The sequence below is a fragment of the Mycobacterium riyadhense genome, from assembly GCF_963853645.1.
Lineage (GTDB): Bacteria > Actinomycetota > Actinomycetes > Mycobacteriales > Mycobacteriaceae > Mycobacterium > Mycobacterium riyadhense.
On the sequence record NZ_OY970456.1, the window covers coordinates 2,188,013 to 2,212,159 of the forward strand.

The following is a 24,147-nucleotide window of genomic DNA, read 5'->3' on the forward strand; positions in this document are numbered from 1 at the left end:
GGCCGACGATGGACTACGGACTCTTGGCGCCAGAGATCAACTCCGGGCGGATGTATGCCGGTCCGGGAGCGGGTTCGTTCTTGGAGGCCGCCGAGGCCTGGGGTGGGCTGGCCGCGGACTTGCATTCGACCGCGGTGTCTTACCAGTCGGTCATTTCCACGCTGACCAGCGGTCCGTGGCTGGGCCCCACGTCGGTGGCGCTGGTGGCGGCCGTCACTCCGTATGTGGCGTGGCTGCAAAGCAGCGCCGCGCACGCCGAGTTGGCGGCCAGCCAGGCCGCCGCGGCCGCGGCCGCACACGCGACAGCGTTTGCGATGACGGTGCCCCCGCCGCTGATCGCGGCCAACCGGGCACGGTTGACGGCCTTGGTGGCCACCAACTTTTTGGGACAAAACGCTTCGGCGATCGCAGCTACTGAGGCGCTCTACGCCGAGATGTGGGCGCAAGATGCGACCGCGATGTATGGCTACGCGGTTGCCTCGGCGACCGCGGCGGAACTGACCGACTTCGAGGAGCCGGCGGACATCGCCGACCACGCCGGGTTGGCGAGACAGGCCGCCGCGCTGGGCATCACCGCCGCACGATCCACCGAGACCGGTGTACGCGACGCGCTGTCGAACCTGACCACCGCGGTGCCCGGCGCCTTGCGGAAGCTCGCCGCGCCCGTCGCGAACTCAATCGTCGACGACCTCATTGAGCTCTATACGAAGTACCTCGCACCTTTTGCGCCGACGCTGACGTCACTAGCGAACAGCACCAGCGCGGTTACCGCCGTCACGTCGTTCATGAAGGGTCTGGCTCCAGTGGCCCAGGCGGTGCAGGGCGAGGTCGCGGCGCTGGCCAGCGGGGTGGGGTCGGCGCTGACCGGCGGGTTGGGTGCAGCCGGCTTTGGCGCCGCCGGGGCGGGTTCCGCGGCGTCAACCGTGTCCGCAAGCCTCGGGCGCTCCGTACCGCTGGGGGCATTGTCGGTGCCGGCAAGCTGGACTGCGGTGGCCCCGGTGACCAGCCCGGTCGCAGCCGCCATGGGCACCAGCGCCATCGCCGCGGCGCCGACCGAACCCGTCTTGCATGGGTTGCCCATGGCCCCGTTGGGCGGCATGGTCGGACAGTTTGGCGGGCGCACAGTTCCCCAATACGGATTCCGCCCGTTGGTGATGTCCCGGCCGCCGGCCGCGGGCTGATCAGGGCTCACTCGAACCGGGTCGCACGCCCACAGACAAGGAGACTCAATTGACTGACTACCAATTCGCTGACGTCGAGGCCCACGGCGGCACTATCCGGGCCCAAGCCGTATCGCTGGAGGCCAAGCACCAAGCCATGGTGCGTGATGCGGTTGCTGCGGCGGACTTTTGGGGCGTTGCCGGTTCTGCCGGGTACACGGCGTTCGTCACACGCCGTCAAGCCGGTTTGTAAGCGATGATGGCAACTGCGGTTAGTCGCTCACGGTATCGGCGAAATGTGCGGCGCATCAACAGGACTCGCTTGCGGGCGTCAGGATTGGTGAGCACGTTCTTGGCGAATCGCAGCGCACCGACGAGGCCTTCGTCGGCAATGAGGCGCCGCGGCTGCAGCAGTGCCATCGGCGCGGTCGCAACGTGCTCGACGACCAATCCATGGCCGGCTAAGAGTTGCGACCACTCGGCAATGGTCAGCGGACGGGCGTTGACCTTGATCGCACGGGCCAGTGACTGGCGGACATCAGCGCTGATGTCCGCTCCGACATCGTCGGGCGTCAAGGCGAGTTCGTGGATCGCATAACGGCCACGTGGCCTCAGGACCCGGGTGGCCTCGGCGACAATGGCGTGCTTGGTGGTGTCGCCCTGCATGGTCAGCATGGCCTCACCGATGACGACATCGGAGCTGGCGTCGGGCAATCCGGTCTCGGCCGCATCGGTGACGCGGACTTCGATGTGTCCATCACGGTCGCCACCGAGAACGCCGCGGACCACGTTGGCCGCGTCGGGATCGCTTTCCGCGCCGACATAAGACCGTGGGCGACGGGCGACGATCTCGGCGGCGGTCTGGCCCAAGCCGGGGGCCAGTTCGAGCACATCAGCGCCGGTCACGTCGGCGCGAGCCAGCAGGGTGCGGGTGAGCTCGACTCCGCCGGGGCGAAGCACCCGCTTGCCCAGGCGCGCCAGCAGCCAGTGCCCCGCGACATCGTCGTCGGCTCGATTCCGCCGGGGCAGGGACCGGTCACGTTCGTTTTCGGTCATGGGCTTTGCCCTTCTTAGCCCTTGCTCAATTTTTACAAACAATCTTGTATAAACTCTAGCGCATGACGCACCTGATCGCCGATGCCGGGTGCCGACGCGCTGGACCGGCCCGCCGTATGCGGGCGAATTTCGGAGGTGAGTGACACGGTGCGTACTACGGCCGGATCGCACGAAGAATCCAGGGGTCGCCGTCGTGCCGTGCTGCGCGTGCTGCGGGGCTCGCGCGCGCCGATGAGTATCGTCGCGATCGCCGACCAGCTGGGCGTGCATCCCAACACGGTCCGTTTTCACCTCGAGCACCTGGTCGCAGACGGGCACATAGAGCGGGTTGAGCCCAGGCATCGGGGGCCGGGGCGTCCGGCGCTGATGTTCCGGGCGGTTCGGCGGATGGACGACGGCGGGCCGCGACATTATCGGATGCTCGCCGAGATCCTTACGATCGACCTTGCCGCTCAACATGATTCAAGCGCCAAGGCGCTCGCCGCAGGCCGGGCGTGGGGTCAAACGCTGGAACCTCCGGCGGGTGCCGGCAGCGTTGAGGAGTCGATCGACCACCTGGTCGAGGTGCTCGACGAGCTGGGGTTCGCCCCGGAGCGACGAACGTCCCGCGGCAGGGACACGGTGGGTCTGAGACACTGCCCTTTCCTCGAACTCGCCGAAGCCCGAGCCAACGTCGTATGCCCGATCCACCTCGGACTCATGAAAGGTGCCCTGGAGACCTGGGCGGCGCCAGTGGCAGTCGAGCGGCTTGAGGCATTTGTCGAGCCGGACCTTTGTCTGGCGCATCTGCGGCCCGGGCGAGCCGCCAAGTGAGCACTGGGCCGGCGATCGAGGTCGCCGTCACCTTCGTCTGGCTGGGCATGGTGTTGGCCATCTCGTTTCTGGAAGCCCCACTGAAGTTCCGGGCGCCCAACGTGACCCTGCAGATCGGACTCGGTATCGGTCGCTTGGTCTTCCGCGCGCTCAACACCGTTGAAGTCTGCTTCGCGCTGGTCATCCTGGCGATCGCGGCGGCCGGACCAACGCCGGTACGGATCGTCGTTGCGTTTTCCGTCGCGTTGGCGGCGCTGGCCGTCCAGTTGATCGTGGTGCGTCCCAGCCTGACCCGCCGTTCCGACCAGGTGCTGGCCGGGATGGATGCGCCCCGTTCTCGCGCCCACTACGCCTACGTCGGTCTCGAGGCGGTCAAGGCAATCGCGTTGATCATCGCGGGAATACTGTTGCTAACTGGTTGATCCCAACGAAGTGGCCGATCCGACCCCGAGATTCACGCTGGAGCTGGTGCGCGCTCGCCGGGCTGGCCGAACCGCGTGCTTCCGCGAACAGACCGAGCGATCCAGCTGGGAGTTACACCTTGCCGGAATCGGGAAACAATCGTGTGCCAGTGTGGCGTGGGGACATGTTGCAAGAGTCTGACCCGCCGCACACGATGGAGTAAGGAGACGGTTTTCGTCGCGCATCCGTCGACCGTTCAGGAAGGGTCACGACATGGATGCATGGTTGATCTGGTTGATCATCGCCGTGGTGTTGCTGGTGGTCGAGATGGTCACCCTCACCGCCGCGGTCGGAATACTCGGGGTCGCCGCATTGATCACCGCGGGATTCGCCGCACTCGGATTGAACGGCCCCGTCCAACTGCTTGCGTTCACGGTTACCGCCGCCCTCGGGATAGTGCTGATCCGCCCCGTCGTTCGTCGGCACATGTTCGCGGCCCAGGGCCAGCGTTTTGGCGTTGACGCGTTGATCGGAAGGCACGCCTATGTCCTATCCGAGGTGTCAGGGCTGAGCGGCAGGGTGCGTATCAACGGTGAGGAATGGACTGCGCGCTCCTACGACGAAAACCTCGTGATACCCGCCGGAGCGACCGTCGACGTGCTGGAGATCAGCGGCACCACCGCACTCGTCTATCCCCGGGAGTAACCCATGGCAATGTCAGTATCTGTAATCGCCGGACTGGTCGTCGCACTGTTCGCCGCGTTCACCGTTTTGCGGGCCGTGCGCATCGTGCCCCAGGCCCGTGCCCGCAATGTCGAACGGCTCGGCCGCTACCAACGCACCTTGAAGCCGGGCCTCAACTTCGTCATTCCCTATATCGACCGCGTCTATCCGAAGATTGACCTACGGGAACAAGTGGTTTCGTTTCGGCCGCAACCGGTGATCACCGAGGATAATCTTGTCGTCGAGATCGATACCGTGATCTATTTCCAAGTCACCGAAGCGCGAGCAGCCGCCTACGAGATTGCCGACTACTTGCAGGCCGTCGAACAGCTCACGGTCACCACATTGCGCAACGTCGTCGGATCGATGGACCTGGAGCGCACGCTCACCTCCCGCGACACCATTAACAGCCAGCTCAGGGGTGTGCTCGATGAGGCAACCGGCAAGTGGGGACTGCGGGTCAACCGCGTCGAGATCAAGGCCATTGACCCGCCGCAGACCATCAAGGATGCAATGGAGAAACAGATGCGTGCCGAGCGCGACAAGCGCGCCGCAATCCTCGGCGCGGAAGGGCAACGCCAGTCTCGGATCCTCACCGCCGAAGGCGACAAGCAGGCCGCCGTTCTGCGCGCCGAGGGCAACCGGACCGCGCGGATCGTCCAGGCCGAGGGCGAGGCCCGCGCGATCGACGAGGTATTTCAGTCGGTGCACCGCAACGACCCGGACCCGAAACTCCTTGCCTACCAATATCTCCAAATGCTGCCGCAACTGGCTCAGGGGGCCGGAAGCACATTCTGGGTGATCCCGAGCGAGGTCACATCGGCGCTGCATGAAGTGTCTCGCGCATTCACGCAGGCGTTGCCCAAGTCATCGGCTACCCGCGAAGACACCTCCGAAGACTTGGCGGCGCGTGCCGCCGCCGACACGGCTCAGGCGGCACAGGCCGCCACCGAAGCACGCGAAGACGCCGCCGATGCCCACCGTTACCGGACAGCGTCACCATCGCGTCCGTAAAGAGCAGGCTGCGAAAGATGGGCAAACCTTCACCCGGGCGACCCGCGACGATACCGAGACGTGCCCGTGTCCTGCTGATCGCCGGAGTCGCACTCGTCGTGGTGGTGCTCATCGGGCCGAGGCTGCTGGATGCCTACATCAACTGGTTGTGGTTCGGCGAGGTCGGGTTCCGCAGAGTCTGGGTGACGGTGCTGTCCACCCGAGTGGCGATCTTCGTTGCGGTGGCGCTCATCGTGGGCGGTCCTCTTTTTGTGGCCATGCTGCTTGCCTATCGCTTCCGGCCGGTTTTCCTGCCCGGAGATCAGCAGAAAGACCCGATCGTGCCGTTTCGGAACGAGGTGATGCGCCGGCCGCGGCCGTTCGGGTTTGGCATTGCCCTCGCTGTCGGCGTGCCGTGCGGTCTTATTGCTCAGTTGGACTGGGCAAAACTTCTGCTGTTCCTTCACGGCGGGCGCTTCGGGATCGAAGATCCCGAATTCGGCCATGACATTGCGTTCTTCGTCTTTGATGTGCCCTTCTACCGGAGCATTCTGAATTGGCTATTTGTGGCCGTGGGTCTGGCCGTCGTGGCGAACTTGGTCACGCATTACGTGTTCGGCGGTGTACGCCTGCGGACGCGCAAGGGCATGCTGACATGGCCTGCGCGTGTTCAGCTTTCGGTGCTGGCCGGCAGCTTCATCCTGCTCAAGGCGGTTGCATACTGGTTCGACCGCTATCAGCTGCTGTCAGGTAACCGTAAGGAACCCACGTTCCGCGGCGCCGGTTATACCGACATTCACGCCGAGCTGCCGGCCAAGCTCGTCCTGCTGGCGATCGCGGTGCTGTGTGCGTTGACCTTCTTCGCAGTGATCTTCTTGCGAGACTTGCGTGTTCCCGCGATTGCCACCGCACTGCTGCTGCTGTCCTCAATATTCGTCGGCGGCGCATGGCCACTGCTGATGGAGCAGTTCTCGGTGCGGCCGAATGCCGCCGATGTCGAGCGCCCGTATATCCAGCGCAATATCGATGCGACCCGTCAGGCGTTCCGGATCGGCGGCGACTGGGTCGAATATCGGGACTATCCGGGCATCGGCACGAAAGCTCCTTCCGACGTTCCGGTGGACCGCACAACTATCGCCAATGTGCGGCTGCTGGATCCAACTGTCCTCTCGCGAACCTTCACCCAACAGCAGCAGCTCAAGAACTTCTACAGCTTCCCTGCGCAACTGGACATCGATCGGTATCGCATCAACGGCGAGCTGCAGGACTATATAGTCGGCGTGCGGGAGCTGTCCCCGGACAGCCTCACCGGGAATCAACGGGACTGGATCAACCGGCACACCGTTTACACCCACGGCAACGGTTTCGTTGCCGCTCCGGCCAACCGGGTGAATGCCGCGGTGCGCGAGGCCGCCCAAGCCTCGGAAAGCAACAGTGGTTACCCCCTTTACACAGTCAGCGATATCGCGTCACGGAGCGCCGGTAGACAAATCATCCCGGTCGATCAGCCGCGCATATATTTCGGCGAAGTGATCGCACAATCCGATCCCGACTACGCCATCGTCGGCGGTGCACCAGGGTCCGAGCCCCGCGAGTACGACACCGACATCTCGAAGTACAGCTACACCGGCGCCGGCGGGATACCGATCGGAAACTGGTTCAACCGCATGGTCTTTGCTACCAAGTTCACCGAGCGCAACATCCTCTTCTCGCGCGCGATCGGCTCGCAGTCGAAGGTGATCATCCACCGCGACCCCAAGGAACGCGTGCAGCGGGTGGCCCCGTGGCTCACCACCGACACCAATGCCTATCCGGCCGTGGTCAACGGACGCATCCTCTGGATCGTCGACGCCTACACCGCCCTAGACACCTATCCGTACGCGCAGCGCGCCTCACTCGAGGGCCCGGTAACCACCGCCACTGGCGCGCTCACGCCCGGCAAGCAGGTGTCGTACGCGCGCAACTCCGTCAAGGCCACCGTCGATGCCTACGACGGCACCGTGACGCTGTACGAGTTCGATCGAAACGACCCCGTCCTGCAGGCATGGATGCGCGCCTTTCCGGGCAGCGTGAAACCGGAACAAGCGATACCTGCCGAACTGCGGGTCCATTTCCGGTATCCAGAGAATCTGTTCCGCGTTCAGCGCGAGCTGCTCGCCAAGTATCACGTGAACGAGCCGCGAGAGTTCTTCACTACCAATGCATTCTGGTCGGTGCCGAGCGACCCGACCAGTGACACCAACCCAAACCAGCCGCCGTTCTACGTCCTCGTCGGCGACCAGCAGACGGCGAAGCCGTCCTTCCGGCTGGCCACTGCAATGGTGGGCTACAACCGAGAATTCCTGTCCGCCTACGTCTCGGCGCATTCGGATCCGGAAGCCTACGGCAAACTCACTGTGCTGCAACTGCCCACAGACACGTTGACCCAGGGGCCGCAACAGATACAGAACTCGATGATTTCCGACACCAGGGTGGCGTCCGAACGGACGCTGCTGGAGCGATCCAACCGGATCCATTACGGCAACCTGCTGACGCTGCCAATCGCCGACGGGGGTGTGCTTTATGTGGAACCGCTGTACACAGAACGGATTTCGACTAACCCGAACAGCGCGACATTCCCGCAACTTTCGCGGGTACTGGTAGGTGTGCGCGAGCCTCGGGCCGAGGGCGGGCTCCGGATCGGCTACGCCCCAACCCTGGCCGAAGCGCTCGACCAGGTTTTCGGCCCCGGCACGGGCCGCGTCGCCACCGCGCCCGGCGGCGACGCCGCTAGGGAACCGCCTCCCCAAGCCGCGCTACCCGCTCCGACGCCGGTGCCCCCGGCCGCTCCACTACCGGTGCCTGGCCCCGCTCCAACGGACGATGAATTGAGGCAAGCCATAGAGGATGTGCGCGCGGCGCTCGAGCGCTTGCAGCGCGCGCTGGACGCAAATCAAACTGGTGGCCGATAGGCCGCAGCACTTAATGGCTGCGCATGCTGCGGAGGGTACATAGGCCGGGCGGTGGCCTCGATCATGTCAGCATGACCAGCAGGGCGCTGGTGGAGCGTGTCACGTTGTTGTCGACGACCTCGGTGTCAGCCGAAGCGACCTCCCGACCTATCATTGCGCCGACGGCCGGCCCGCCCTTAATGCTGTATCCGATTGGCGACGGTGTGGTTGCGGAGCGGAGATACTTCTGCTAACAGGCTGAATTCCTGGCCTGACAATTGTACGATCAGGGTCCAATCCCCAGCGTAAGTTTGGCATGATGCGGATCACCATATTCACCCTAGGCTCGCGGGGTGATGTGCAGCCATATATCGGACTCGGGCTGGGACTGAAAGCTGCCGGTCACACCGTGAGGGTCGCGACCAATGGCGACTATGCCGAATTCGTCAGTGGATATGGCCTAGATTTTGCGCCCATTAAGGGCGATGCTTATGGGCTGATGCAGACTGATGTGGGCCGTGAGGCAATGGAGCGCGGCAACTTCCTGGGCTTCATGCACAAGGCAATGCAAGCCATGAAGCCGGTCGCGGATCAGATGGCAATTGACGCACTCGCGGCATGCCAGGACGCGCACGCGATCATAGCCACCACCACCACGACTTACCCCGCGGCGACATTGGCCGAGCTACTGGGCATTCCATATATCCTGTCGTATCCGCAGCCGATGCTTCCGACGCGCGATTACCAGAGCATGGTCGTGTCGTCGGCGCCCTCCTGGGTGGGACCGCTCAAAGGTACCTATAACCTTTTTTCGCACCGGATTATGCTGCAAATTCTGTGGCAGATCATGCGCAATCCAATAAATCAATTCCGTCGTGCGGCGGGATTGTCAAGGTTGCCACTTTTCGCATCGTTTCGAGATGTCTGGAATGGTGAAGTTGCGGTGCTGTACTGTTTTAGCCCACGCGTGGTGTCCCCAGCGTCTGATCATGGCGAGAACATCAAAGTGTGCGGCTATTGGTTCGCGGATCACGCCGCTGATTGGCAACCTTCGCCGGAACTGATGGCCTTTCTGGAAGCTGGCCCGGCTCCCATCTATATCGGCTTCGGCAGCATGACGGACCGCGATCCCGACGCGCTGACCAATATCGTGGTGGACGCGCTAGCGAAAAGCGGACAACGGGGGGTCTTGGTGAGCGGCTGGTGCGGCATCGGCCAGCAGAAATTGCCCGGGACGGTGTTCGTGACCGACGTGGCGCCGCACGATTGGCTGTTTCCGAAGATGGCGGCGGTTGTGCATCACGGTGGCGCTGGGACAACGGCAGCCAGTCTGCGCGCAGGCGTTCCTACGATCATCGTTCCGTTCCTTGCCGATCAGCCGTTCTGGGGAGATCGCGTGTCCAGGCTCGGAGTCGGCCCGGCGCCGATGCCGCGCAAGACGCTGACCGCCGATGCGCTTGCCAACGCGATCCGCACCACTGTTGCCGACAATGAGATGAGGTCACGAGCGGCAGCGCTTGGCGATTGCATCCGCGCCGAGGATGGTGTTGCGGTTGCCGTCGACATGATCGAGCGGTTCGTCGGAAGATAAGCATTACGGTTGCTGCTACTCAAGGACTCGCCAATGGAATCTATCTCGCTGACCAGCCTCGCCTCTGACAAGTTGGCGGAGGCGAAACAGTCGCACAGCGGTCGGGCCGCGCATACCATCCACGGTGGCCACACCCACGAACTCCGGCAGACGGTGCTGGCTTTGCTTGGCGGACACGACCTGTCCGAACACGACAGCCCGGGTGAGGCGACGCTGCAGGTATTGGAAGGTCACGTGCGGCTCACCGCTGGCGATGACACCTGGGACGGCAAGACCGGCGACTACGTCGCGATTCCGCCACAACGGCACTCCCTGCTTGCGATCGAGGATTCGGTGATCATGCTGACCGTGCTGAAATCGCTGCCGGACGCTCGTTAAAGGGTGCTGTCCACGAAGTGGTCGCGAGCCTTCGGCCTGCGGCTACCCATCGTCAACGCACCGATGGGTGGGGTCGCCGGCGGGCGGTTGGCCGCTGCGGTCACCGCCGCCGGTGGTCTGGGCATGGTCGGCATGGGCAGCAGCGCCACCCGGGCGTCGCTCGCGGAGCAGCTGCAGTACGTCAGCGGCAAGTTCGGAATCGGCCTTATCGACTGGGTGATGCGCACGGAGCCAGGGCTCTTCGAGGACGCGCTGGCGGCCCGGCCCGTGCTGGTTTCGGTTAGTTTCGGCACCGACTGGGAATGGGTCGCCAAGGCGCACGAATCCGGAATCGCCACCGTCACACAGGTTTACGACAGTCAGTTAGCCCGTCAGGCAGCTGACGCAGGTGTCGACATTCTGGTCGCGCGCGGGGCCGAAGGTGGCGGTCATGGGGAAGTGAGGCTGGGGACGCTGCCGTTGCTCGACGCCGTGTTGGATACCGTCTCCGTGCCGGTGCTGGCCGCCGGCGGCGTTGCTTCGCCGCGAAGTCTGGCCGCCGTGCTTGCCGCCGGCGCCAGTGGGGCCTGGGTGGGCACTCGCCTGGCGGCGTGTCCGGAGGCGCTGACCGGCGAGGCCAGCCGTCGGGCGTTGATCGCCGCGGCCGAAACCGACACCCGGATCACTCGGGTGTTCGACGTCGCAAACGCCTTGCCATGGCCGGCCCGGTTCCCGTCGCGGGTGTTGGGCAATGAGTTCGTCGCGCGCTGGACGGGCAACGAAGACGCGCTGGCCGCCGATCCGTCGGCCCGTGAGGAGCTGACCGCCTCGGTCGCTGCCGACGACCCGCGGGTCGCGCCAGTCGACGCGGGTCAGGGCGTCGGCATGATCCGTGACGACGCGTCGGTGGGCGAGGTCATCGAGCGTTTGTGCGCGGGCGCGGAGAGTTTGCTGTCCCGCTGGGCGGGCGGCTGAGCACGACGCAACATCGACCCGGTTCGGGCCGTAGCCGGACATCGGGGCCATGCGGTGCCAGCGTGTCGGCGATGCCGGTGATTAGCGCATGGTTCATGTTGCAGGCCAGTTCGGTCTGCGCCTGGGCCAGTGCGTGGAACGGGCAGTTAGCTAGCTCAATTTCGCCGTCGGCTGCGCGGGGTTCGTAGCCGTATTTGCGCAGCACGCTCAGCGCCGCCCGCAGCGCCGCCGCCGCGTCTAAGGGAGGTCGGTCGCCGGCGGTGGCTCCGATCGCGCGCCCGAATTCGCGGGCGACCCGACTGAGCACCTCGAGGATGGGTTCACCGGTGGCGGCCGATCGCGCAATGGCCGCGGCCATCAGCCGCCCGGCCAGCTCGTACTCCCGCTGCGGCAGGCTTACCGCGATGTCGCGAGTCGCCCTCCGATACAGCTTGGCCGTTCGCCCCGCGCCGGGTCCGGTTCGGCTGGTCAGGCGTGCGTACTCAATGTCCAGCAGGCCCTGCGCCGTGAGCCGGTCCAAGTGAAATTTGGCCTGGTGGTGGGGGATGCCGACGGCGGCGGCCGCCTGGTCACGGCTCACCGGCGCCGGCTGCGAGCACACGAATTGGTAGAGCTGGTGACGCACCGGGTCCGCAAGCGCTCCGATCCCCGCGGCGTCGCGCTGCGGCGGGTTCGTGCCATCCAATTCCGGTGCCTCATTTCCACCGAATTTCTAACAGACAAAAGGCTTGACGCTACAGTCTACTGGATCTAACGTGCAAATTACTCTCTGTTAGAAACTGGAGGACGTCATGACCACCAGACAGGCCACCACCCCAGCCCTCGCAGGCCAGTTGAAGGATCCGGCCTACTCGGCGTTCTGGCTGCTTCGCGCCGTATTCACGATCGCGCCGATCGCGTTCGGGCTGGACAAATTCTTCAACCTGCTGACCCACCCCCAGCACTGGAGTGGGTATTTGGCCAGCTGGATCGACCAGCTGCTTCCCGGCACCGCCGATCAGGCCATGTACCTGGTCGGGGCGATCGAGATCGTTGCCGGCATCCTGGTCGCGGTCGTGCCCCGCTTCGGCGCGTGGGTGGTCGCGGCCTGGCTGGCCGGGATCATCCTCAACCTGGTCACCGGACCCGGCTTCTACGACGTCGCGTTGCGTGATTTCGGTTTGCTGGCCGGTGCTGTTGCGCTGGCACGACTGGCGCAGAGTGTACACAACGGAGCCATCGGGCCGCGTCAAACCCCGCGCAGGTAGCGCTTGGCGATCATGCGCTGGGTCGCCGCGACAAACGGCCCACCGGCCTTGCTCCACCAGGTCGCTGGCCGGGAGAACGCCGACACCTCCGCGTAGACCGCGGAGGTGGTCGGGTCGCGGCGCACGGCGAACCGTTCCTCGCCGGACTCCGGATGGCCCGGCAGCGTGCCATAGGCGAACCCGCGCACATCGGGTTCGTCGATGACGTACACGACGCGGCACGGCGCGCGCAGGAAACCCATCAGCCTGACCACCACCACCGCGGAGACCACGGCGACATCGGAGCTCGCGTGCACTCCCAGGCCAGCTCCGCGCTGCATGCCCCAGTGCATGACGGCGTCGGCGGCGTCTTCGAAACGCTGCGCGCCGGTACCGATCTCGGCCGAGACGCTCAGGTGGTCGTATCCCGGAGGTAGCTGGCTGGCCGCAGTCGCGCCCACCTCCGAATACGTCAGCGGCAGGTCGGCGAGCGCGTCTAGGTCCACCCGATCAGCTTGCCACGGACCCGACGAGTCGGAGTTCCTACCGGCTGCTGGACCGCGGGCCGCACCGGACGGTCCGGTGCAGAACATCGCCGCTGCGGAAATCACGCTTTCCGACAAGGAGTTCGAGGTACTGGCGGCTGCTGCCGGCGCTGCGTAAGCCACCGCAAAATACGGTGTTCTGGTGGCAGGCAACCAGACGCGACACCCCGGCGGTGGATTCAATCCGCCGGAACCGACGACCAAGGGCGGCCCCGACTACGCCAGGTTCATCGACGGGGTGCGCAAGCTGCAAGACCACGCGCGTGCTGTCGACGCCCCCGACGCGGTGATCACCGAGGCGGCCGACTTACTCGACAAGGTCTCCGCGCTGCTGGCCCCGTTCGATGCCGACGAATGGCAGTCGCCGTCGGGACGCCGGATGGACCTGCCCGTTCGCGGCAACATCCTGACTGTGCCCATGTCGACACGAAAAACCGACGACGGACGGATCCAGGGCTGGGCGCGCTTCGCCCGATTTCATCTCGGACGCAATGGCGCGGTGCATGGCGGCGCGTTGGGATTGCTGTTTGACACCGTGCTTGGATTGACGTCCGCGGTGCTCACCGGCGGCTCCTACCAGCGCACCGCCTATCTCAAGATCAATTACCGCCATATCGTGCCGATCGAAAGGAAGCTGCAGATTGATGCGGGAGTGGACCGTGTCGACGGGCGCAAGATCTTCGTTTCGGGCCGGCTGACCGACGGCGATACGTTGCTGACCGAGGCCGACGCGTTGTTTGTGCGGCTCAAACCCGGGCAGCCCTGACAGATAATTGCGTTGACATATTATTGCATAGGTGTAGATTAAACGCCGGAGTGATCTCGCCGGCGAAGTGACGGTCACCGTGCACGGCAACAGCCGCCAAAAAAGGGCCGCCGCCCTTCCGGCGGGTCGTCAAAACCTCCCGCCGACATAACACCATCGCCCCTGGGCTTGTTGCAGCCGCGGTTGGATAAAAGATTGCGAGTGCTCACTATCTATGTTAGGTCCTCGCAACGAATGACCTGGAGGGGCGTGACCAACGACGCTCGCGGTCAGCAAGTGAAGTGGAGCGAGACAATGATCGAGAGTCCGTCTGTGGCAATCGTTATCCCTGCATTCAATGAGGAACGCGTCATTGCGAAATGTCTGGATTCCTGCATCGACCAAACATCGTTGGCGGATGAGATCATTGTCGTCAATAACAGGTCGACTGACGGCACCGCATCGATCGTGCGTCGGTATCAAACGGAGAATCCGCATATCAATATCCGTCTGCTCAACCAAGACGAGCACCAGGGCATCGCTCCAACGCGCAACTGCGGTTTCGATAATGTCCGTAGCGACGTGATCGGAAGGATCGACGCCGACTCCATCGTCGCCCATGACTGGGTGGCGACGATTCGTCGTTGCTTTGCCGACCCCGCCATCGACGCGGCGACGGGCCCAGTCCTGTACTACGACATGCCGATGCGCGGGCTGTTCTTCCGGATCGACCACATGACTCGCACCAGACTGCATCGCAACGCGACCGACCAGCGCTTCCTGCTTGGGTCAAACATGGCAATCCGCACCTCCGCGTGGCAGGCGGTTCGTCATCTCACGCGGCTGGACTTGGAAGATCTCTTGCATGAAGACATCGACCTTGCCGTGACCCTGTTCAAGAACAATTTCGAGGTTGCTTACGAGCCCGCACTGGTTGCCGGTATGTCCGGCCGGCGGGTGGAATCCGCACCGCGTGATTTCTATCGGTACTCCACGCGTTATCTCAGGACCACAAAAGCGCACGGCGTCAACAGTGGTACGGCGCTGATAACGATATTCATCCTGTTGCTGGGATACTTCCCGGTCCGCACCCTGCGGTTCTTTTATGACGTTGAAAACAATCGATTCACATTGTCAAAGCTGCGCGGCAAACTCGCCGAGATGGGCCGCAGGGTGGGCGGTGCAGTGCGACGCGATGTGCAGCGGGCGACGGGCCGTGTCCCGGTTGGGGAGCCGCGATTGCTCATACCGCATGAGGCGCCGCACGCAGTGCGCTACGCGGAGGTCCCAGACGAGGTTCGTGGCCACGCGGCGTGACGGACGGCAGTAGTCCGGCGGTTTGGGTTCGTCGAGGTGCGCCCGGATAGCATGGCAGCGATTAGTGAGTGACTAATTAGTCCCCCAGAATCCGGCAGACCGCCCAAGCCCTGGAGACCAACGCGATGAGCGCCCCCGCAGACCCCGCCCGAGGAACCCACGGCGGCGACCCGCGGCACCCGGCTGCGCCGGGTTTGCGATCGCCGGAGGCCCATGGCGGCGACCCGCGGCACCCGGCTGCGCCGGGTTTGCGATCGCCGGAGGCCCATGGCGGCGACCCGCGGCACCCGGCTGCGCCGGGTTTGCGATCGCCGGAGGCCCATGGCGGCGACCCGCGGCACCCGGCTGCGCCGGGTTTGCGATCGCCGGAGGCCCATGGCGGCGACCCGCGGCACCCGGCTGCGCCGGGTTTGCGATCGCCGCAGGCCCAGATCCGGGTGTCTGCCGGCACTACCGCGGCGGCCGCCGTCGGCGCGGCGGGGTTGCCGCGGCGCGGCTCACCGGACGCGATCGTGGTGGTTCGCGACGCCGACGGCAAGCTGCGTGACTTGAGTTGGGTGCCCGACGTCGACGCGGAGGTCACCCCGGTGGCGGCCAATACCGACGACGGTCGCAGCGTCATCCGCCATTCGACAGCGCACGTGTTGGCCCAAGCCGTCCAAGACCTGTTCCCGGAGGCCAAGCTGGGGATCGGGCCACCCATCACCGACGGCTTCTACTACGACTTCGACGTTGCGGAACCGTTTACCCCTGAGGACCTCGGAGCCCTGGAAAAGCGGATGCGTCAGATCGTCAAGGACGGACAGCTGTTCGACCGGCGGGTCTACGAGTCCAAGGAGCAGGCGCGAGAGGAGCTGGCCAACGAGCCCTACAAGCTGCAACTCGTCGATGACAAGTCCGGCGATCCCGACGTCATGGAGGTCGGTGGCGACGAGCTGACCGCGTATGACAACCTCAATCCCCGCACCCGAGAACGGGTCTGGGGCGACTTGTGCCGCGGCCCGCACATCCCCACGACCAAGCACATTCCGGCGTTCAAGCTGATCCGCAGCTCGGCGGCCTATTGGCGTGGCGACCAGAAAAACGCCAGCCTGCAACGCATCTACGGCACCGCGTGGGAGTCGCAGCAGGCGCTCGACGAGCACCTGGAGCTTATCGAAGAAGCGCAGCGCCGCGATCACCGCAAGCTCGGGGTGGAGCTGGACCTGTTCAGCTTTCCCGACGAAATCGGTTCCGGCCTAGCGGTTTTCCACCCCAAGGGTGGGGTGGTGCGTCGGGAACTGGAGGACTATTCGCGGCGCAAGCACACCGAGGCCGGCTATCAGTTCGTCAATAGCCCGCACATCACCAAGGCCCAGTTGTTCCACACCTCGGGCCACCTGGACTGGTATGCCGACGCCATGTTCCCGCCGATGCACATTGACGCAGAGTTCAACGCCGACGGATCGGTGCGCAAACCCGGCCAGGATTATTACCTCAAGCCGATGAACTGCCCGATGCACTGTTTGATCTTCCGGGCGCGCGGCCGGTCCTACCGTGAACTTCCACTGCGGCTCTTCGAGTTTGGCACCGTGTACCGGTACGAGAGGTCCGGCGTTGTGCATGGGTTGACCCGCGTGCGCGGACTGACCATGGATGACGCGCACATCTTTTGCACGCGCGAGCAGATGCGCGACGAGCTGCGGTCGCTGCTGCGGTTCGTGCTCGATCTGCTCGGCGACTACGGCCTCACCGATTTCTATCTCGAGTTGTCCACGAAGGACCCGGAGAAGTTCGTCGGCTCGGACGAGGTGTGGGCGGAGGCCACCAACGTGCTGGCCGAGGTGGGTGCCGAGTCCGGCCTGGATCTGGTGCCCGACCCCGGTGGCGCCGCGTTCTACGGGCCGAAGATCTCGGTGCAGGTCAAAGATGCGCTGGGCCGGACCTGGCAGATGTCGACCATCCAGCTCGACTTCAACTTCCCGGAACGTTTCGACCTGGAGTACACCGCCGCCGATGGGACCCGGCGGCGCCCGGTGATGATCCACCGCGCTCTGTTCGGATCGATCGAGCGGTTTTTCGGCATCCTCACCGAGCACTACGCGGGGGCGTTCCCGGCGTGGCTGGCGCCGGTCCAGGTGGTCGGCATCCCGGTCGCCGATGAGCACGTCGCCTACCTGGAAGAGGTTGCGGCACAACTGAAGTTGCATGGCGTGCGGGTCGAGGTGGACGTCAGTGACGATCGGATGGCCAAGAAGATCGTCCACCACACCAACCAAAAGGTGCCGTTCATGTTGCTTGCCGGTGACCGCGATGTGCAGGCCGGCGCGGTGAGCTTCCGGTTCGGTGACCGCACGCAACTTAACGGTGTGGCCCGCGACAGTGCGGTGGCGGCCATCGTGGGTTGGATCAACGACCGTGAAAACGCTGCTCCCACAGCCGCACTTGTGAAAGTGGCCGGACGTGAGTGACGAAAATAGCGCCAAGCGCACTGACGACACGATCCACGATCGAGGCGTCGGCCAGCGGGATGAGTTGCAGCGGTTATGGACGCCCTACCGCATGACCTATCTCGCCGAAGCGCCGCTGAAGCGTGACAACGCCAACTCCGAACAGCCGTTCACCGATATTCCGCGGCTCTCCGACGAAGAAGGGCTGGTGGTCGCCCGCGGCGAACTCGTCTACGCCGTGCTGAACCTCTATCCGTACAACCCCGGGCACCTGATGGTGGTGCCCTATCGGCGGGTATCGGAGCTGGAGGACCTGACCGAGGCCGAGAGCACCGAGCTAATGGCGTTCACCCAGAAGGCGATTCGCGTCATCAAGAACGTGTCGCGCCCGCACGGCTTCAATGTCGGTCTGAACCTGGGGACGTCGGCGGGCGGGTCATTGGCCGAGCACCTGCACGTGCACGTGGTGCCGCGATGGGGCGGCGACGCGAATTTCATCACCATCATCGGCGGCGCCAAGGTGATTCCGCAGCTGCTGCGTGACACCCGCCGCCTGCTTGCCACGGAGTGGGCTCGGCAACCATGACGCAACCATGTGGCACTCATGAGTAAACTGCCCTTCCTTTCCCGGGCGGCGTTCGCGCGAGTCACCAATCCGCTCGCCCGGGCGTTGCTGCGCGTCGGCCTCACACCCGATGGGGTCACCATTTTGGGCACCACCGCGTCGGTGGCTGGGGCGCTGGTGCTTTTCCCGATGGGCAAGCTGTTCGCCGGTGCGTGTGTGGTCTGGTTCTTTGTCCTGTTCGACATGCTGGACGGGGCGATGGCCAGGCAGCGCGGTGGCGGCACCCGCTTCGGCGCGGTGCTGGACGCCGCGTGTGACCGCATCAGCGACGGCGCGGTGTTCTGCGGCCTGCTGTGGTGGATCGTGTTTCACATGCGCGACCACCTGCTGGCGGTGGCAACATTGATTTGCTTGGTCACCTCGCAGGTCATCTCATACATCAAGGCCCGGGCGGAAGCCAGCGGGCTGCGCGGCGATGGCGGCTTCATCGAACGGCCGGAACGGCTGATCATCGTGCTCACCGGGGCCGGCGTGTCGGACTTTCCGTTTGTTGCCTGGCCGCCGGCGCTGCCGGTAGGTATGTGGGTGCTGGCCGTGGCCAGCGTGATCACCTGCGGTCAGCGGTTATACACGGTGCGCACCTCGCCCGGGGCCACCGATCGCTTGACGTTGCCCCGAAAGAGCGAGCCGTGATGCCTACCACGGCGAGCCTGAAATTTCCCGGGGGTCCTCGCCGCCTTTTGACTAGCACCGCGACGGACTGGGCCTATGCCGCCGGCTGGATGGCTGTGCGGGCGATGCCAGAGTTCGCCGCCCGCAACGCGTTCGACACTGGTGCGCGCTTCGCGGCCCGCCGCGGCGGTCCGGAGCAGCTGCGCAAGAATCTGGCCCGCGTCGTCGGTGTGCGGCCTGCCGATGTGCCGGCGTCATTGATGCGCGCCTCGTTGGAGTCCTATGGACGATACTGGCGCGAGGCATTCCGGCTGCCGACAATGGACCACCGCGCGATCGCCGGCCAGCTTGACCATGTGATCCAGGGGCTGCATCACCTGGATGCCGGGCTGGCCGCGGCCCGCGGCGTGGTGCTCGCGTTGCCGCACAGCGGCAACTGGGACATGGCCGGGGTATGGCTGGTGCAACGGCATGGCACTCTTAGCACCGTCGCGGAGCGACTCAAGCCCGAATCGCTCTACCGGCGCTTTATCGCCTACCGCGAGAGCCTCGGCTTCGAAATACTGCCGTTGACCGGTGGCGCGCAACCCCCATTCGAGGTGCTATGTCAGCGATTGCGGGCAAATCGGGTGGTGTGTCTGATGGCCGAGCGAGACCTCACCCGCACCGGTGTTGAGGTCGATTTCTTCGGTGAACCCACCCGAATGCCGGCCGGGCCCGCGAAGCTCGCGGTCGAGACCGGCGCGGCCCTGCTGCCGGTGCACTGCTGGTTTGAGGACCCGGGCTGGGGGTTCTCGGTGCACCCGGCGCTGGATTGCGGCAGCGGTGACGTCAACGCCATCGTTCAGGCGCTGGCCAACCAGTTTGCGGTCAACATCGCCGCCCACCCCGCGGACTGGCACATGCTGCAGCCGCAGTGGCTGGCCGATCTGTCCGACGCCAAGCGGGCACGGCTGACGTCCCAATGAGGAAAGTTTGATGCGGATAGGGATGATCTGCCCTTACTCGTTCGACGTGCCGGGCGGGGTGCAGTCGCACGTGTTGCAGCTGGCCGAGGTGCTGCGTGCCCGCGGACACCAGGTCAGCGTGCTGGCACCGGTGTCGCCGCATACGTCGCTGCCGGACTACGTCGTTTCCGGCGGCAAGGCGGTCCCCATTCCCTACAACGGGTCGGTAGCCCGGCTGCGGTTCGGCCCCGCCACCCACCGCAAGGTCAAAAAGTGGCTTGCCGAAGGCGATTTCGACGTGCTGCACCTGCACGAGCCCAACGCGCCGAGCCTGTCCATGCTGGCCTTGAACATCGCCGAGGGCCCGATCGTGGCGACGTTTCACACCTCGACCACCAAGTCGCTGACGCTGACGGTTTTCCAGGGCATCCTGCGGCCGATGCACGAGAAGATCGTCGGGCGGATCGCGGTGTCGGATCTGGCCCGGCGCTGGCAGATGGAGGCACTGGGGTCCGATGCGGTGGAGATCCCCAATGGGGTGGACGTCGATTCGTTTGCTTCGGCGCCACCGCTGGACGGGTATCCGCGGCCGGGCAAGACGGTGCTGTTCCTGGGTCGTTACGACGAGCCGCGCAAGGGGATGGCGGTACTGCTCGACGCGCTGCCCAGGGTGGTGCAGCGGTTTCCGGATGTGCAGTTGCTGATCGTCGGCCGCGGCGATGAGGACCAATTGCGCGGCCAGGCAAGCGGATTGGACGAGCACCTGCGCTTTCTCGGGCAGGTGGATGACGCCGGGAAGGCATCCGCGATGCGCAGCGCCGACGTCTATTGCGCACCCAATACCGGCGGTGAGAGCTTTGGCATCGTGTTGGTCGAAGCGATGGCCGCCGGCACCCCGGTGGTGGCCAGTGACCTGGACGCCTTCCGGCGGGTGCTGCGCGACGGTGAGGTCGGTTGCCTGGTGCCGGTTGCGGACGGTGCCGCGCTGGGCGACGCGCTCGTCTCGGTGTTGGCTGACGCCATGCTGCGGCAGCGCTATGTGGCTGCTGGCGCCGAGGCGGTCACCCGGTACGACTGGTCGGTGGTCGCCACCCAGATCATGCGGGTGTACGAGACGGTCGCCGGGTCCGGCACCAAGGTTCAGGTGGCCAGCTAGTGACCTGGCTGCTTGTCGTTATTGCGGTGCTGGTCGTGCTGCTGGTGGCGGTGGGTGCCTGGGGGTATCAAACGGCCAACCGGCTGAACCGGTTGAACGTGCGCTATGACCTGTCCTGGCAGGCGCTGGACGGCGCGCTGGCGCGGCGCGCTGTGGTGACCCGCGCGGTCGCGGTCGACGCCTACGGCGGCACCTCGAAAGCCTGCCCCGAGGGCCGCCGGTTGGCGGCACTGGCCGACGCCGCCGAACGTGCGCCCCGGCATTCGCGTGAGGCATGCGAAAACGAGCTCTCCGCCGCGCTGGCGATGGTTGATCCGGCGTCGCTGCCGGCGGCCCTGATCGCCGAACTGGCCGACGCCGAAGCCCGGGTGCTGCTGGCCCGTCGATTCCACAACGACGCCGTCCGCGACACCCTCGCGCTCGCCGAACGACCCCTGGTGCGGAAGCTTCGGCTCGGTGGAACCGCAGCACTGCCAACATATTTCGAGATCGCCGAGCGACCGCACGCGTTGGCGCACAGCGGTCACGGTGTGGTGAACCACCGCACTTCGGCCCGGGTGGTGCTCCTCGACGACACCGGCGCGGTGCTGTTGCTGTGTGGTTCGGATCCCGCGGTTACCGACGGCACCGCCCCGAAATGGTGGTTCACCGTCGGGGGCGAGGTGCGCCAAGGCGAGCGGTTGGCCGAGGCCGCCGCGCGTGAGCTGGCCGAGGAAACCGGTCTGCGGGTCGCGCCGACGGCCATGGTCGGACCCGTCTGGCGACGTGACGAGGCCTTCGAGTTCAACGGCTCGGTGATCGATAGCGAGGAGTTCTACCTGGTGTACCGGACGCGTCGGTTCGAGCCGTCCGTCGCGGGGCGCACCGAATTGGAGCGGCGCTACATCCACGGCGCCCGCTGGTGCGACGCGAACGACATCGCGGAGCTGGTCGCGGCCGGGGAACTGGTCTATCCACTACAACTTGGCGAGTTGCTGCCCGTCGCCAACGAAATGGCGGACAACTGGGTGGCCGCTGCGGACGCCGGTGTCCCTCAGTCGATCCGGTAACCCAGCTCGGCCAGTGCGTTGTGGATACCTTCCACTGCGCCCTGCTGCAGATCGGCCATGACCGTGGCCGGATCGACGTTCGGGAACAGCCCGAACGGCGTCGGCACATCCTGGTAGGCGGTGCGGTCGTAGCCCAGCTCGACGAGCACCCGCAAATCCGGTTCGATCAGCTCGGCGAGTGGGCTTCCCAGAATGGGCACCGCGCGCAGCGGAATCAGCAGCGGCAGTTCGTCGCTGGGAATGAGGATGTAGGTAGTCAGACTGTCCGGAGACACCGGCTGGACGACGCCCGACGCGATCTGGGCGGGCGTCAAAGTGTTGTAGTAGGGGTGCAGGAACAAGAAGCCCGCGATGGCGTTGGCGTCGGCAATAAGATTGATCGGGAACTGCGGGAAGTCGGCGGCGCCGTCGTATTGGATCGCGTAATCCGTTGTGGGGTAGAGGTTGGCGGGAGTCGCGCCGTAGAACGTGAAACCCAAAGACGGGATGGAGAAACCAGGGAGGCGCGCCAGCAGGCCGCCGTTGGGTCGATCGGGATTAGCTGCCAGCACCAAGGACAGTTCATCCGGGCCCGGTCGTAGGCCGGCCGGCAGGGTCTGCAGAAAACGCATTTCGAGGGTGGCTATCGTGGCGCTTTGCGATACGCCGAAGACGACGGTGTGGTTTCCCGCAGCGTCTTGCGCCATGATCGCGGCGTGCAGGTTCTGGACGCCCTGGGCCACGGATGCGTCGAGGGTCAGGCTGGCCGGCCCGGTGAATGGAAAAAACTTCAAGGGCGTTACCACGAACTGCGCGATGTACGAGGGATGAGTGGGTGTGAGGAGCGGCTCAACGGTCGCCGCGAAGTTGGGCCCAGGGAGCGGGCTGAGTCCGGTGCCGCCCATGAGTAACGCGGTTTTCGCCGGAACGCCGGCACCCACCTGGCCTAGGTTGATGAGCGCGACGCCGACGTTGCCGTCACCGGGGCGCGCAAAGCCGATCAAGTTGTTGCCGGTGTTCGCGATGCCGATATTCCAATTGCCGCGGTTCCCGAGGCCGATGTTGCCGTCGCCGACGTTGCCGACGCCGATGTTGCCGTTGCCGACATTGCCTACGCCAATGTTTCCGCTGCCGATGTTTGCGGTACCAAGATTGGTTGCCCCCAGCCCCGTCGCGGCGTAGGCGCTATCCGTCTGCGACTGGAGGTTCTGCAGCAGCTGCTGCCATGGGGCCAGCCGCCCGACCACCGCCGACGCATCGGCAAAATAGGCCGACATCGCGGCCACGTCCTGGGCCCATATCTGCTCGTATTCGGCCTCGGCGGCCGCGATTGCCGGGGCATTCTGGCCCAGCAGGTTGGCTGCCACCAGCGACACCAGCTGCGTCCGGTTGGCCCCGATGATCGCAGGATGCACGGTGGCCGCCAGTGCCGCCTCGAACGCGCTCGCAATTAGCCGGGCCTGTCCGGCCACTTGCTCTGCCTGATCCGCCGCCGTGCTCAACCACCCCACGTACGGGCCGGCCGCGCCCGTCATCGCTACTGATGCGGGACCTCGCCACGCCTCGCCAGCCAGCCCCGCGGTCGCCGACGTAAACGTGCCCGCCGCGGCATGCAACTCCTCGGCCACAGCATCCCAGGCCGCCGCGGCCGCCAGCATCGGGCCCGGACCCACACCGGCGAACATGCGCGCCGAATTCAGCTCCGGTGGCAAAACGGCGAAACTCATCGCTACGTTCTTCCCGATTGGCCGTTGTTATCGACCGCAACGGATTCCGGGGAAAACTCTAGGACAGGTCGCGCAGGATCTCCGCGGTTCTACCAAACTTGGCATCCATCAGGGCTGTAACCTCTCGAGCCGGCCATTCGCGACGCGGATCCGGTTGTGCAGGCGGTTCTCGCGACCCTGCCAGAATTCGACGATCTCAGGGGCGATGCGGTAGCCGCCCCACCGCGGCGGCACCGGAATCTGGTCCTGGCCGGCGAAGCGACGCGTCACCTCGGCGAGCTGATCCTCGAGCTCGGCGCGGGATCCGACGGGACGCGACTGTTGTGATGCCCACGCAGCCAGCTGAGCCCCGCGCGGTCGCTTGGACCAATAGTCCAGCGTCTCATCGGCGCTGACCCTGGTGACCGCGCCGCGCACGTGGGCTTGCCGGCCCAACTCGTACCAGGGAAAGGTTGCCGACGCGTATGGCGTCGCTTCGAGCTGCGCACCTTTTTCCGAGTCGTGGCTCGTGAAAAATGCCACGCCCGACTCGTCGATCAATGCGCAGAGCACCGAACGGCTCACCGGTTTTCCGTCCGAAACCGTCGCCAGCACCATTGCATTGGGTTCGATCACACCCGCGCGTTGCGCATCGCTCATCCACCGGCGCAGCAACGCCAGCCAGCCTCCGTCGAGCCAATGAAAGTCCAGATCGTCGCAACCGTCTTTTTCCGGACCATATTCGCCGCGCATCCGAGCCAGCTGGTCATCGTTGCGATCGATGACCTTGGCGTCATCGTCCATTCCGGCC

24 protein-coding genes are annotated in these 24,147 nt (G+C 65.2%); 19 read left to right on the plus strand and 5 right to left on the minus strand.

The genetic code is table 11. The annotated features are described in order from the left end of the window. Positions 1-8 precede the first annotated feature (8 nt). The gene (locus tag AADZ78_RS10025; protein WP_085248823.1) at positions 9-1,181 is read left to right on the plus strand and encodes a PPE family protein; all 1,173 of its coding nucleotides are present in this window, start codon (positions 9-11) and stop codon (positions 1,179-1,181) included. A gap of 49 nt (positions 1,182-1,230) precedes the next feature. Beyond that, the gene (locus AADZ78_RS10030) at positions 1,231-1,413 is read left to right on the plus strand and encodes a type VII secretion protein EsxN (protein ID WP_085248824.1); all 183 of its coding nucleotides are present in this window, start codon (positions 1,231-1,233) and stop codon (positions 1,411-1,413) included. On the opposite strand, the gene AADZ78_RS10035 is transcribed toward AADZ78_RS10030, so the two are convergent. Beyond that, positions 1,398-2,216 carry a class I SAM-dependent methyltransferase gene (locus tag AADZ78_RS10035; protein ID WP_085248825.1) on the minus strand — a complete coding sequence of 273 codons (819 nt, stop codon included), beginning with the start codon at positions 2,214-2,216 and terminating at the stop codon, positions 1,398-1,400. The genes AADZ78_RS10030 and AADZ78_RS10035 overlap by 16 nt on opposite strands. A gap of 135 nt (positions 2,217-2,351) precedes the next feature. Here AADZ78_RS10035 and AADZ78_RS10040 point away from each other — a divergent pair, with 135 nt between their 5' ends. The 8 genes from AADZ78_RS10040 (at position 2,352) to AADZ78_RS10075 (ending at position 11,000) form a co-directional block, all read left to right on the plus strand. Next, complete coding sequence (locus AADZ78_RS10040) at positions 2,352-3,029, plus strand: helix-turn-helix transcriptional regulator (RefSeq protein WP_372510508.1); 678 nt, start codon at positions 2,352-2,354, stop codon at positions 3,027-3,029. Continuing rightward, on the plus strand, positions 3,026-3,451 hold the full coding sequence (locus AADZ78_RS10045; protein ID WP_085248827.1) for a hypothetical protein: 426 nt from the start codon (positions 3,026-3,028) through the stop codon (positions 3,449-3,451). The genes AADZ78_RS10040 and AADZ78_RS10045 overlap by 4 nt, the downstream gene beginning before the upstream one ends. A gap of 253 nt (positions 3,452-3,704) precedes the next feature. Next, entirely contained in the window at positions 3,705-4,136 is a 432-nt protein-coding gene (locus tag AADZ78_RS10050; protein ID WP_085248828.1) for an NfeD family protein, read from the plus strand. A 9-nt stretch (positions 4,137-4,145) separates the two neighbouring features. Beyond that, positions 4,146-5,168 carry an SPFH domain-containing protein gene (locus tag AADZ78_RS10055; RefSeq protein WP_211286214.1) on the plus strand — a complete coding sequence of 341 codons (1,023 nt, stop codon included), beginning with the start codon at positions 4,146-4,148 and terminating at the stop codon, positions 5,166-5,168. Positions 5,169-5,185: 17 nt separating this feature from the next. Next, positions 5,186-8,098 (plus strand): UPF0182 family protein, encoded by a 2,913-nt coding sequence (locus tag AADZ78_RS10060; protein ID WP_085248830.1) that lies wholly within the window; start codon positions 5,186-5,188, stop codon positions 8,096-8,098. 298 nt (positions 8,099-8,396) lie between these two features. Beyond that, positions 8,397-9,668 carry a glycosyltransferase gene (locus AADZ78_RS10065; RefSeq protein WP_169726207.1) on the plus strand — a complete coding sequence of 424 codons (1,272 nt, stop codon included), beginning with the start codon at positions 8,397-8,399 and terminating at the stop codon, positions 9,666-9,668. A 33-nt stretch (positions 9,669-9,701) separates the two neighbouring features. After that, complete coding sequence (locus AADZ78_RS10070; protein WP_085248832.1) at positions 9,702-10,046, plus strand: cupin domain-containing protein; 345 nt, start codon at positions 9,702-9,704, stop codon at positions 10,044-10,046. 3 nt (positions 10,047-10,049) lie between these two features. Further along, positions 10,050-11,000 carry an NAD(P)H-dependent flavin oxidoreductase gene (locus AADZ78_RS10075; protein ID WP_085248833.1) on the plus strand — a complete coding sequence of 317 codons (951 nt, stop codon included), beginning with the start codon at positions 10,050-10,052 and terminating at the stop codon, positions 10,998-11,000. On the opposite strand, the gene AADZ78_RS10080 is transcribed toward AADZ78_RS10075, so the two are convergent. Continuing rightward, complete coding sequence (locus AADZ78_RS10080; RefSeq protein ID WP_085248834.1) at positions 10,942-11,685, minus strand: helix-turn-helix transcriptional regulator; 744 nt, start codon at positions 11,683-11,685, stop codon at positions 10,942-10,944. The genes AADZ78_RS10075 and AADZ78_RS10080 overlap by 59 nt on opposite strands. A 106-nt stretch (positions 11,686-11,791) precedes the next feature. On the opposite strand from AADZ78_RS10080, the gene AADZ78_RS10085 reads away from it, so the two are divergent. Further along, on the plus strand, positions 11,792-12,247 hold the full coding sequence (locus AADZ78_RS10085; RefSeq protein WP_085248835.1) for a DoxX family membrane protein: 456 nt from the start codon (positions 11,792-11,794) through the stop codon (positions 12,245-12,247). Here the strand turns inward: AADZ78_RS10085 and AADZ78_RS10090 are convergent. Continuing rightward, complete coding sequence (locus tag AADZ78_RS10090) at positions 12,229-12,732, minus strand: DUF1990 family protein (RefSeq protein WP_085248836.1); 504 nt, start codon at positions 12,730-12,732, stop codon at positions 12,229-12,231. The genes AADZ78_RS10085 and AADZ78_RS10090 overlap by 19 nt on opposite strands. Before the next feature lie 178 nt (positions 12,733-12,910). Here AADZ78_RS10090 and AADZ78_RS10095 point away from each other — a divergent pair, with 178 nt between their 5' ends. From AADZ78_RS10095 to AADZ78_RS10130, 8 genes are all read left to right on the plus strand, one after another. Beyond that, on the plus strand, positions 12,911-13,537 hold the full coding sequence (locus AADZ78_RS10095; RefSeq protein ID WP_085248837.1) for a PaaI family thioesterase: 627 nt from the start codon (positions 12,911-12,913) through the stop codon (positions 13,535-13,537). Between the two features lie 312 nt (positions 13,538-13,849). Further along, on the plus strand, positions 13,850-14,833 hold the full coding sequence (locus tag AADZ78_RS10100; protein WP_204803363.1) for a glycosyltransferase: 984 nt from the start codon (positions 13,850-13,852) through the stop codon (positions 14,831-14,833). A 125-nt stretch (positions 14,834-14,958) separates the two neighbouring features. Continuing rightward, positions 14,959-17,283 carry a threonine--tRNA ligase gene (thrS, locus tag AADZ78_RS10105; protein ID WP_239655205.1) on the plus strand — a complete coding sequence of 775 codons (2,325 nt, stop codon included), beginning with the start codon at positions 14,959-14,961 and terminating at the stop codon, positions 17,281-17,283. Then, positions 17,276-17,848 carry an HIT family protein gene (locus tag AADZ78_RS10110; RefSeq protein WP_085248839.1) on the plus strand — a complete coding sequence of 191 codons (573 nt, stop codon included), beginning with the start codon at positions 17,276-17,278 and terminating at the stop codon, positions 17,846-17,848. The genes thrS and AADZ78_RS10110 overlap by 8 nt, the downstream gene beginning before the upstream one ends. A gap of 18 nt (positions 17,849-17,866) precedes the next feature. Next, positions 17,867-18,520 (plus strand): phosphatidylinositol phosphate synthase, encoded by a 654-nt coding sequence (gene pgsA, locus AADZ78_RS10115; RefSeq protein ID WP_085248840.1) that lies wholly within the window; start codon positions 17,867-17,869, stop codon positions 18,518-18,520. After that, positions 18,520-19,467 (plus strand): phosphatidylinositol mannoside acyltransferase, encoded by a 948-nt coding sequence (locus AADZ78_RS10120; RefSeq protein WP_085248841.1) that lies wholly within the window; start codon positions 18,520-18,522, stop codon positions 19,465-19,467. Before pgsA ends, AADZ78_RS10120 begins: the two co-directional genes overlap by 1 nt. 10 nt (positions 19,468-19,477) lie before the next feature. Next, positions 19,478-20,602 carry a glycosyltransferase family 4 protein gene (locus AADZ78_RS10125; protein WP_085248842.1) on the plus strand — a complete coding sequence of 375 codons (1,125 nt, stop codon included), beginning with the start codon at positions 19,478-19,480 and terminating at the stop codon, positions 20,600-20,602. Then, a complete protein-coding gene (locus AADZ78_RS10130; protein WP_085248843.1) occupies positions 20,602-21,651 on the plus strand; it encodes an NUDIX hydrolase in 1,050 nt (349 codons plus the stop codon). Before AADZ78_RS10125 ends, AADZ78_RS10130 begins: the two co-directional genes overlap by 1 nt. Here AADZ78_RS10130 and AADZ78_RS10135 read toward each other — a convergent pair. Continuing rightward, positions 21,636-23,357 (minus strand): PE-PPE domain-containing protein, encoded by a 1,722-nt coding sequence (locus AADZ78_RS10135; protein ID WP_085248844.1) that lies wholly within the window; start codon positions 23,355-23,357, stop codon positions 21,636-21,638. The genes AADZ78_RS10130 and AADZ78_RS10135 overlap by 16 nt on opposite strands. Before the next feature lie 108 nt (positions 23,358-23,465). After that, entirely contained in the window at positions 23,466-24,140 is a 675-nt protein-coding gene (pdxH, locus tag AADZ78_RS10140; RefSeq protein WP_085248845.1) for a pyridoxamine 5'-phosphate oxidase, read from the minus strand. Positions 24,141-24,147 lie beyond the last annotated feature (7 nt).

Coding starts and splice junctions, on each gene's coding strand:
- AADZ78_RS10025 (WP_085248823.1), top strand. CDS start 9: ATGGACTACGGACTCTTGGCGCCAGAGATCAACTCCGGGCGGATGTAT.
- AADZ78_RS10035 (WP_085248825.1), bottom strand. CDS start 2,216: ATGACCGAAAACGAACGTGACCGGTCCCTGCCCCGGCGGAATCGAGCC.
- AADZ78_RS10050 (WP_085248828.1), top strand. CDS start 3,705: ATGGATGCATGGTTGATCTGGTTGATCATCGCCGTGGTGTTGCTGGTG.
- AADZ78_RS10055 (WP_211286214.1), top strand. CDS start 4,146: ATGTCAGTATCTGTAATCGCCGGACTGGTCGTCGCACTGTTCGCCGCG.
- AADZ78_RS10060 (WP_085248830.1), top strand. CDS start 5,186: ATGGGCAAACCTTCACCCGGGCGACCCGCGACGATACCGAGACGTGCC.
- AADZ78_RS10065 (WP_169726207.1), top strand. CDS start 8,397: ATGCGGATCACCATATTCACCCTAGGCTCGCGGGGTGATGTGCAGCCA.
- AADZ78_RS10070 (WP_085248832.1), top strand. CDS start 9,702: ATGGAATCTATCTCGCTGACCAGCCTCGCCTCTGACAAGTTGGCGGAG.
- AADZ78_RS10085 (WP_085248835.1), top strand. CDS start 11,792: ATGACCACCAGACAGGCCACCACCCCAGCCCTCGCAGGCCAGTTGAAG.
- thrS (WP_239655205.1), top strand. CDS start 14,959: ATGAGCGCCCCCGCAGACCCCGCCCGAGGAACCCACGGCGGCGACCCG.
- pgsA (WP_085248840.1), top strand. CDS start 17,867: ATGAGTAAACTGCCCTTCCTTTCCCGGGCGGCGTTCGCGCGAGTCACC.
- AADZ78_RS10120 (WP_085248841.1), top strand. CDS start 18,520: ATGCCTACCACGGCGAGCCTGAAATTTCCCGGGGGTCCTCGCCGCCTT.
- AADZ78_RS10125 (WP_085248842.1), top strand. CDS start 19,478: ATGCGGATAGGGATGATCTGCCCTTACTCGTTCGACGTGCCGGGCGGG.
- AADZ78_RS10135 (WP_085248844.1), bottom strand. CDS start 23,357: ATGAGTTTCGCCGTTTTGCCACCGGAGCTGAATTCGGCGCGCATGTTC.
- pdxH (WP_085248845.1), bottom strand. CDS start 24,140: ATGGACGATGACGCCAAGGTCATCGATCGCAACGATGACCAGCTGGCT.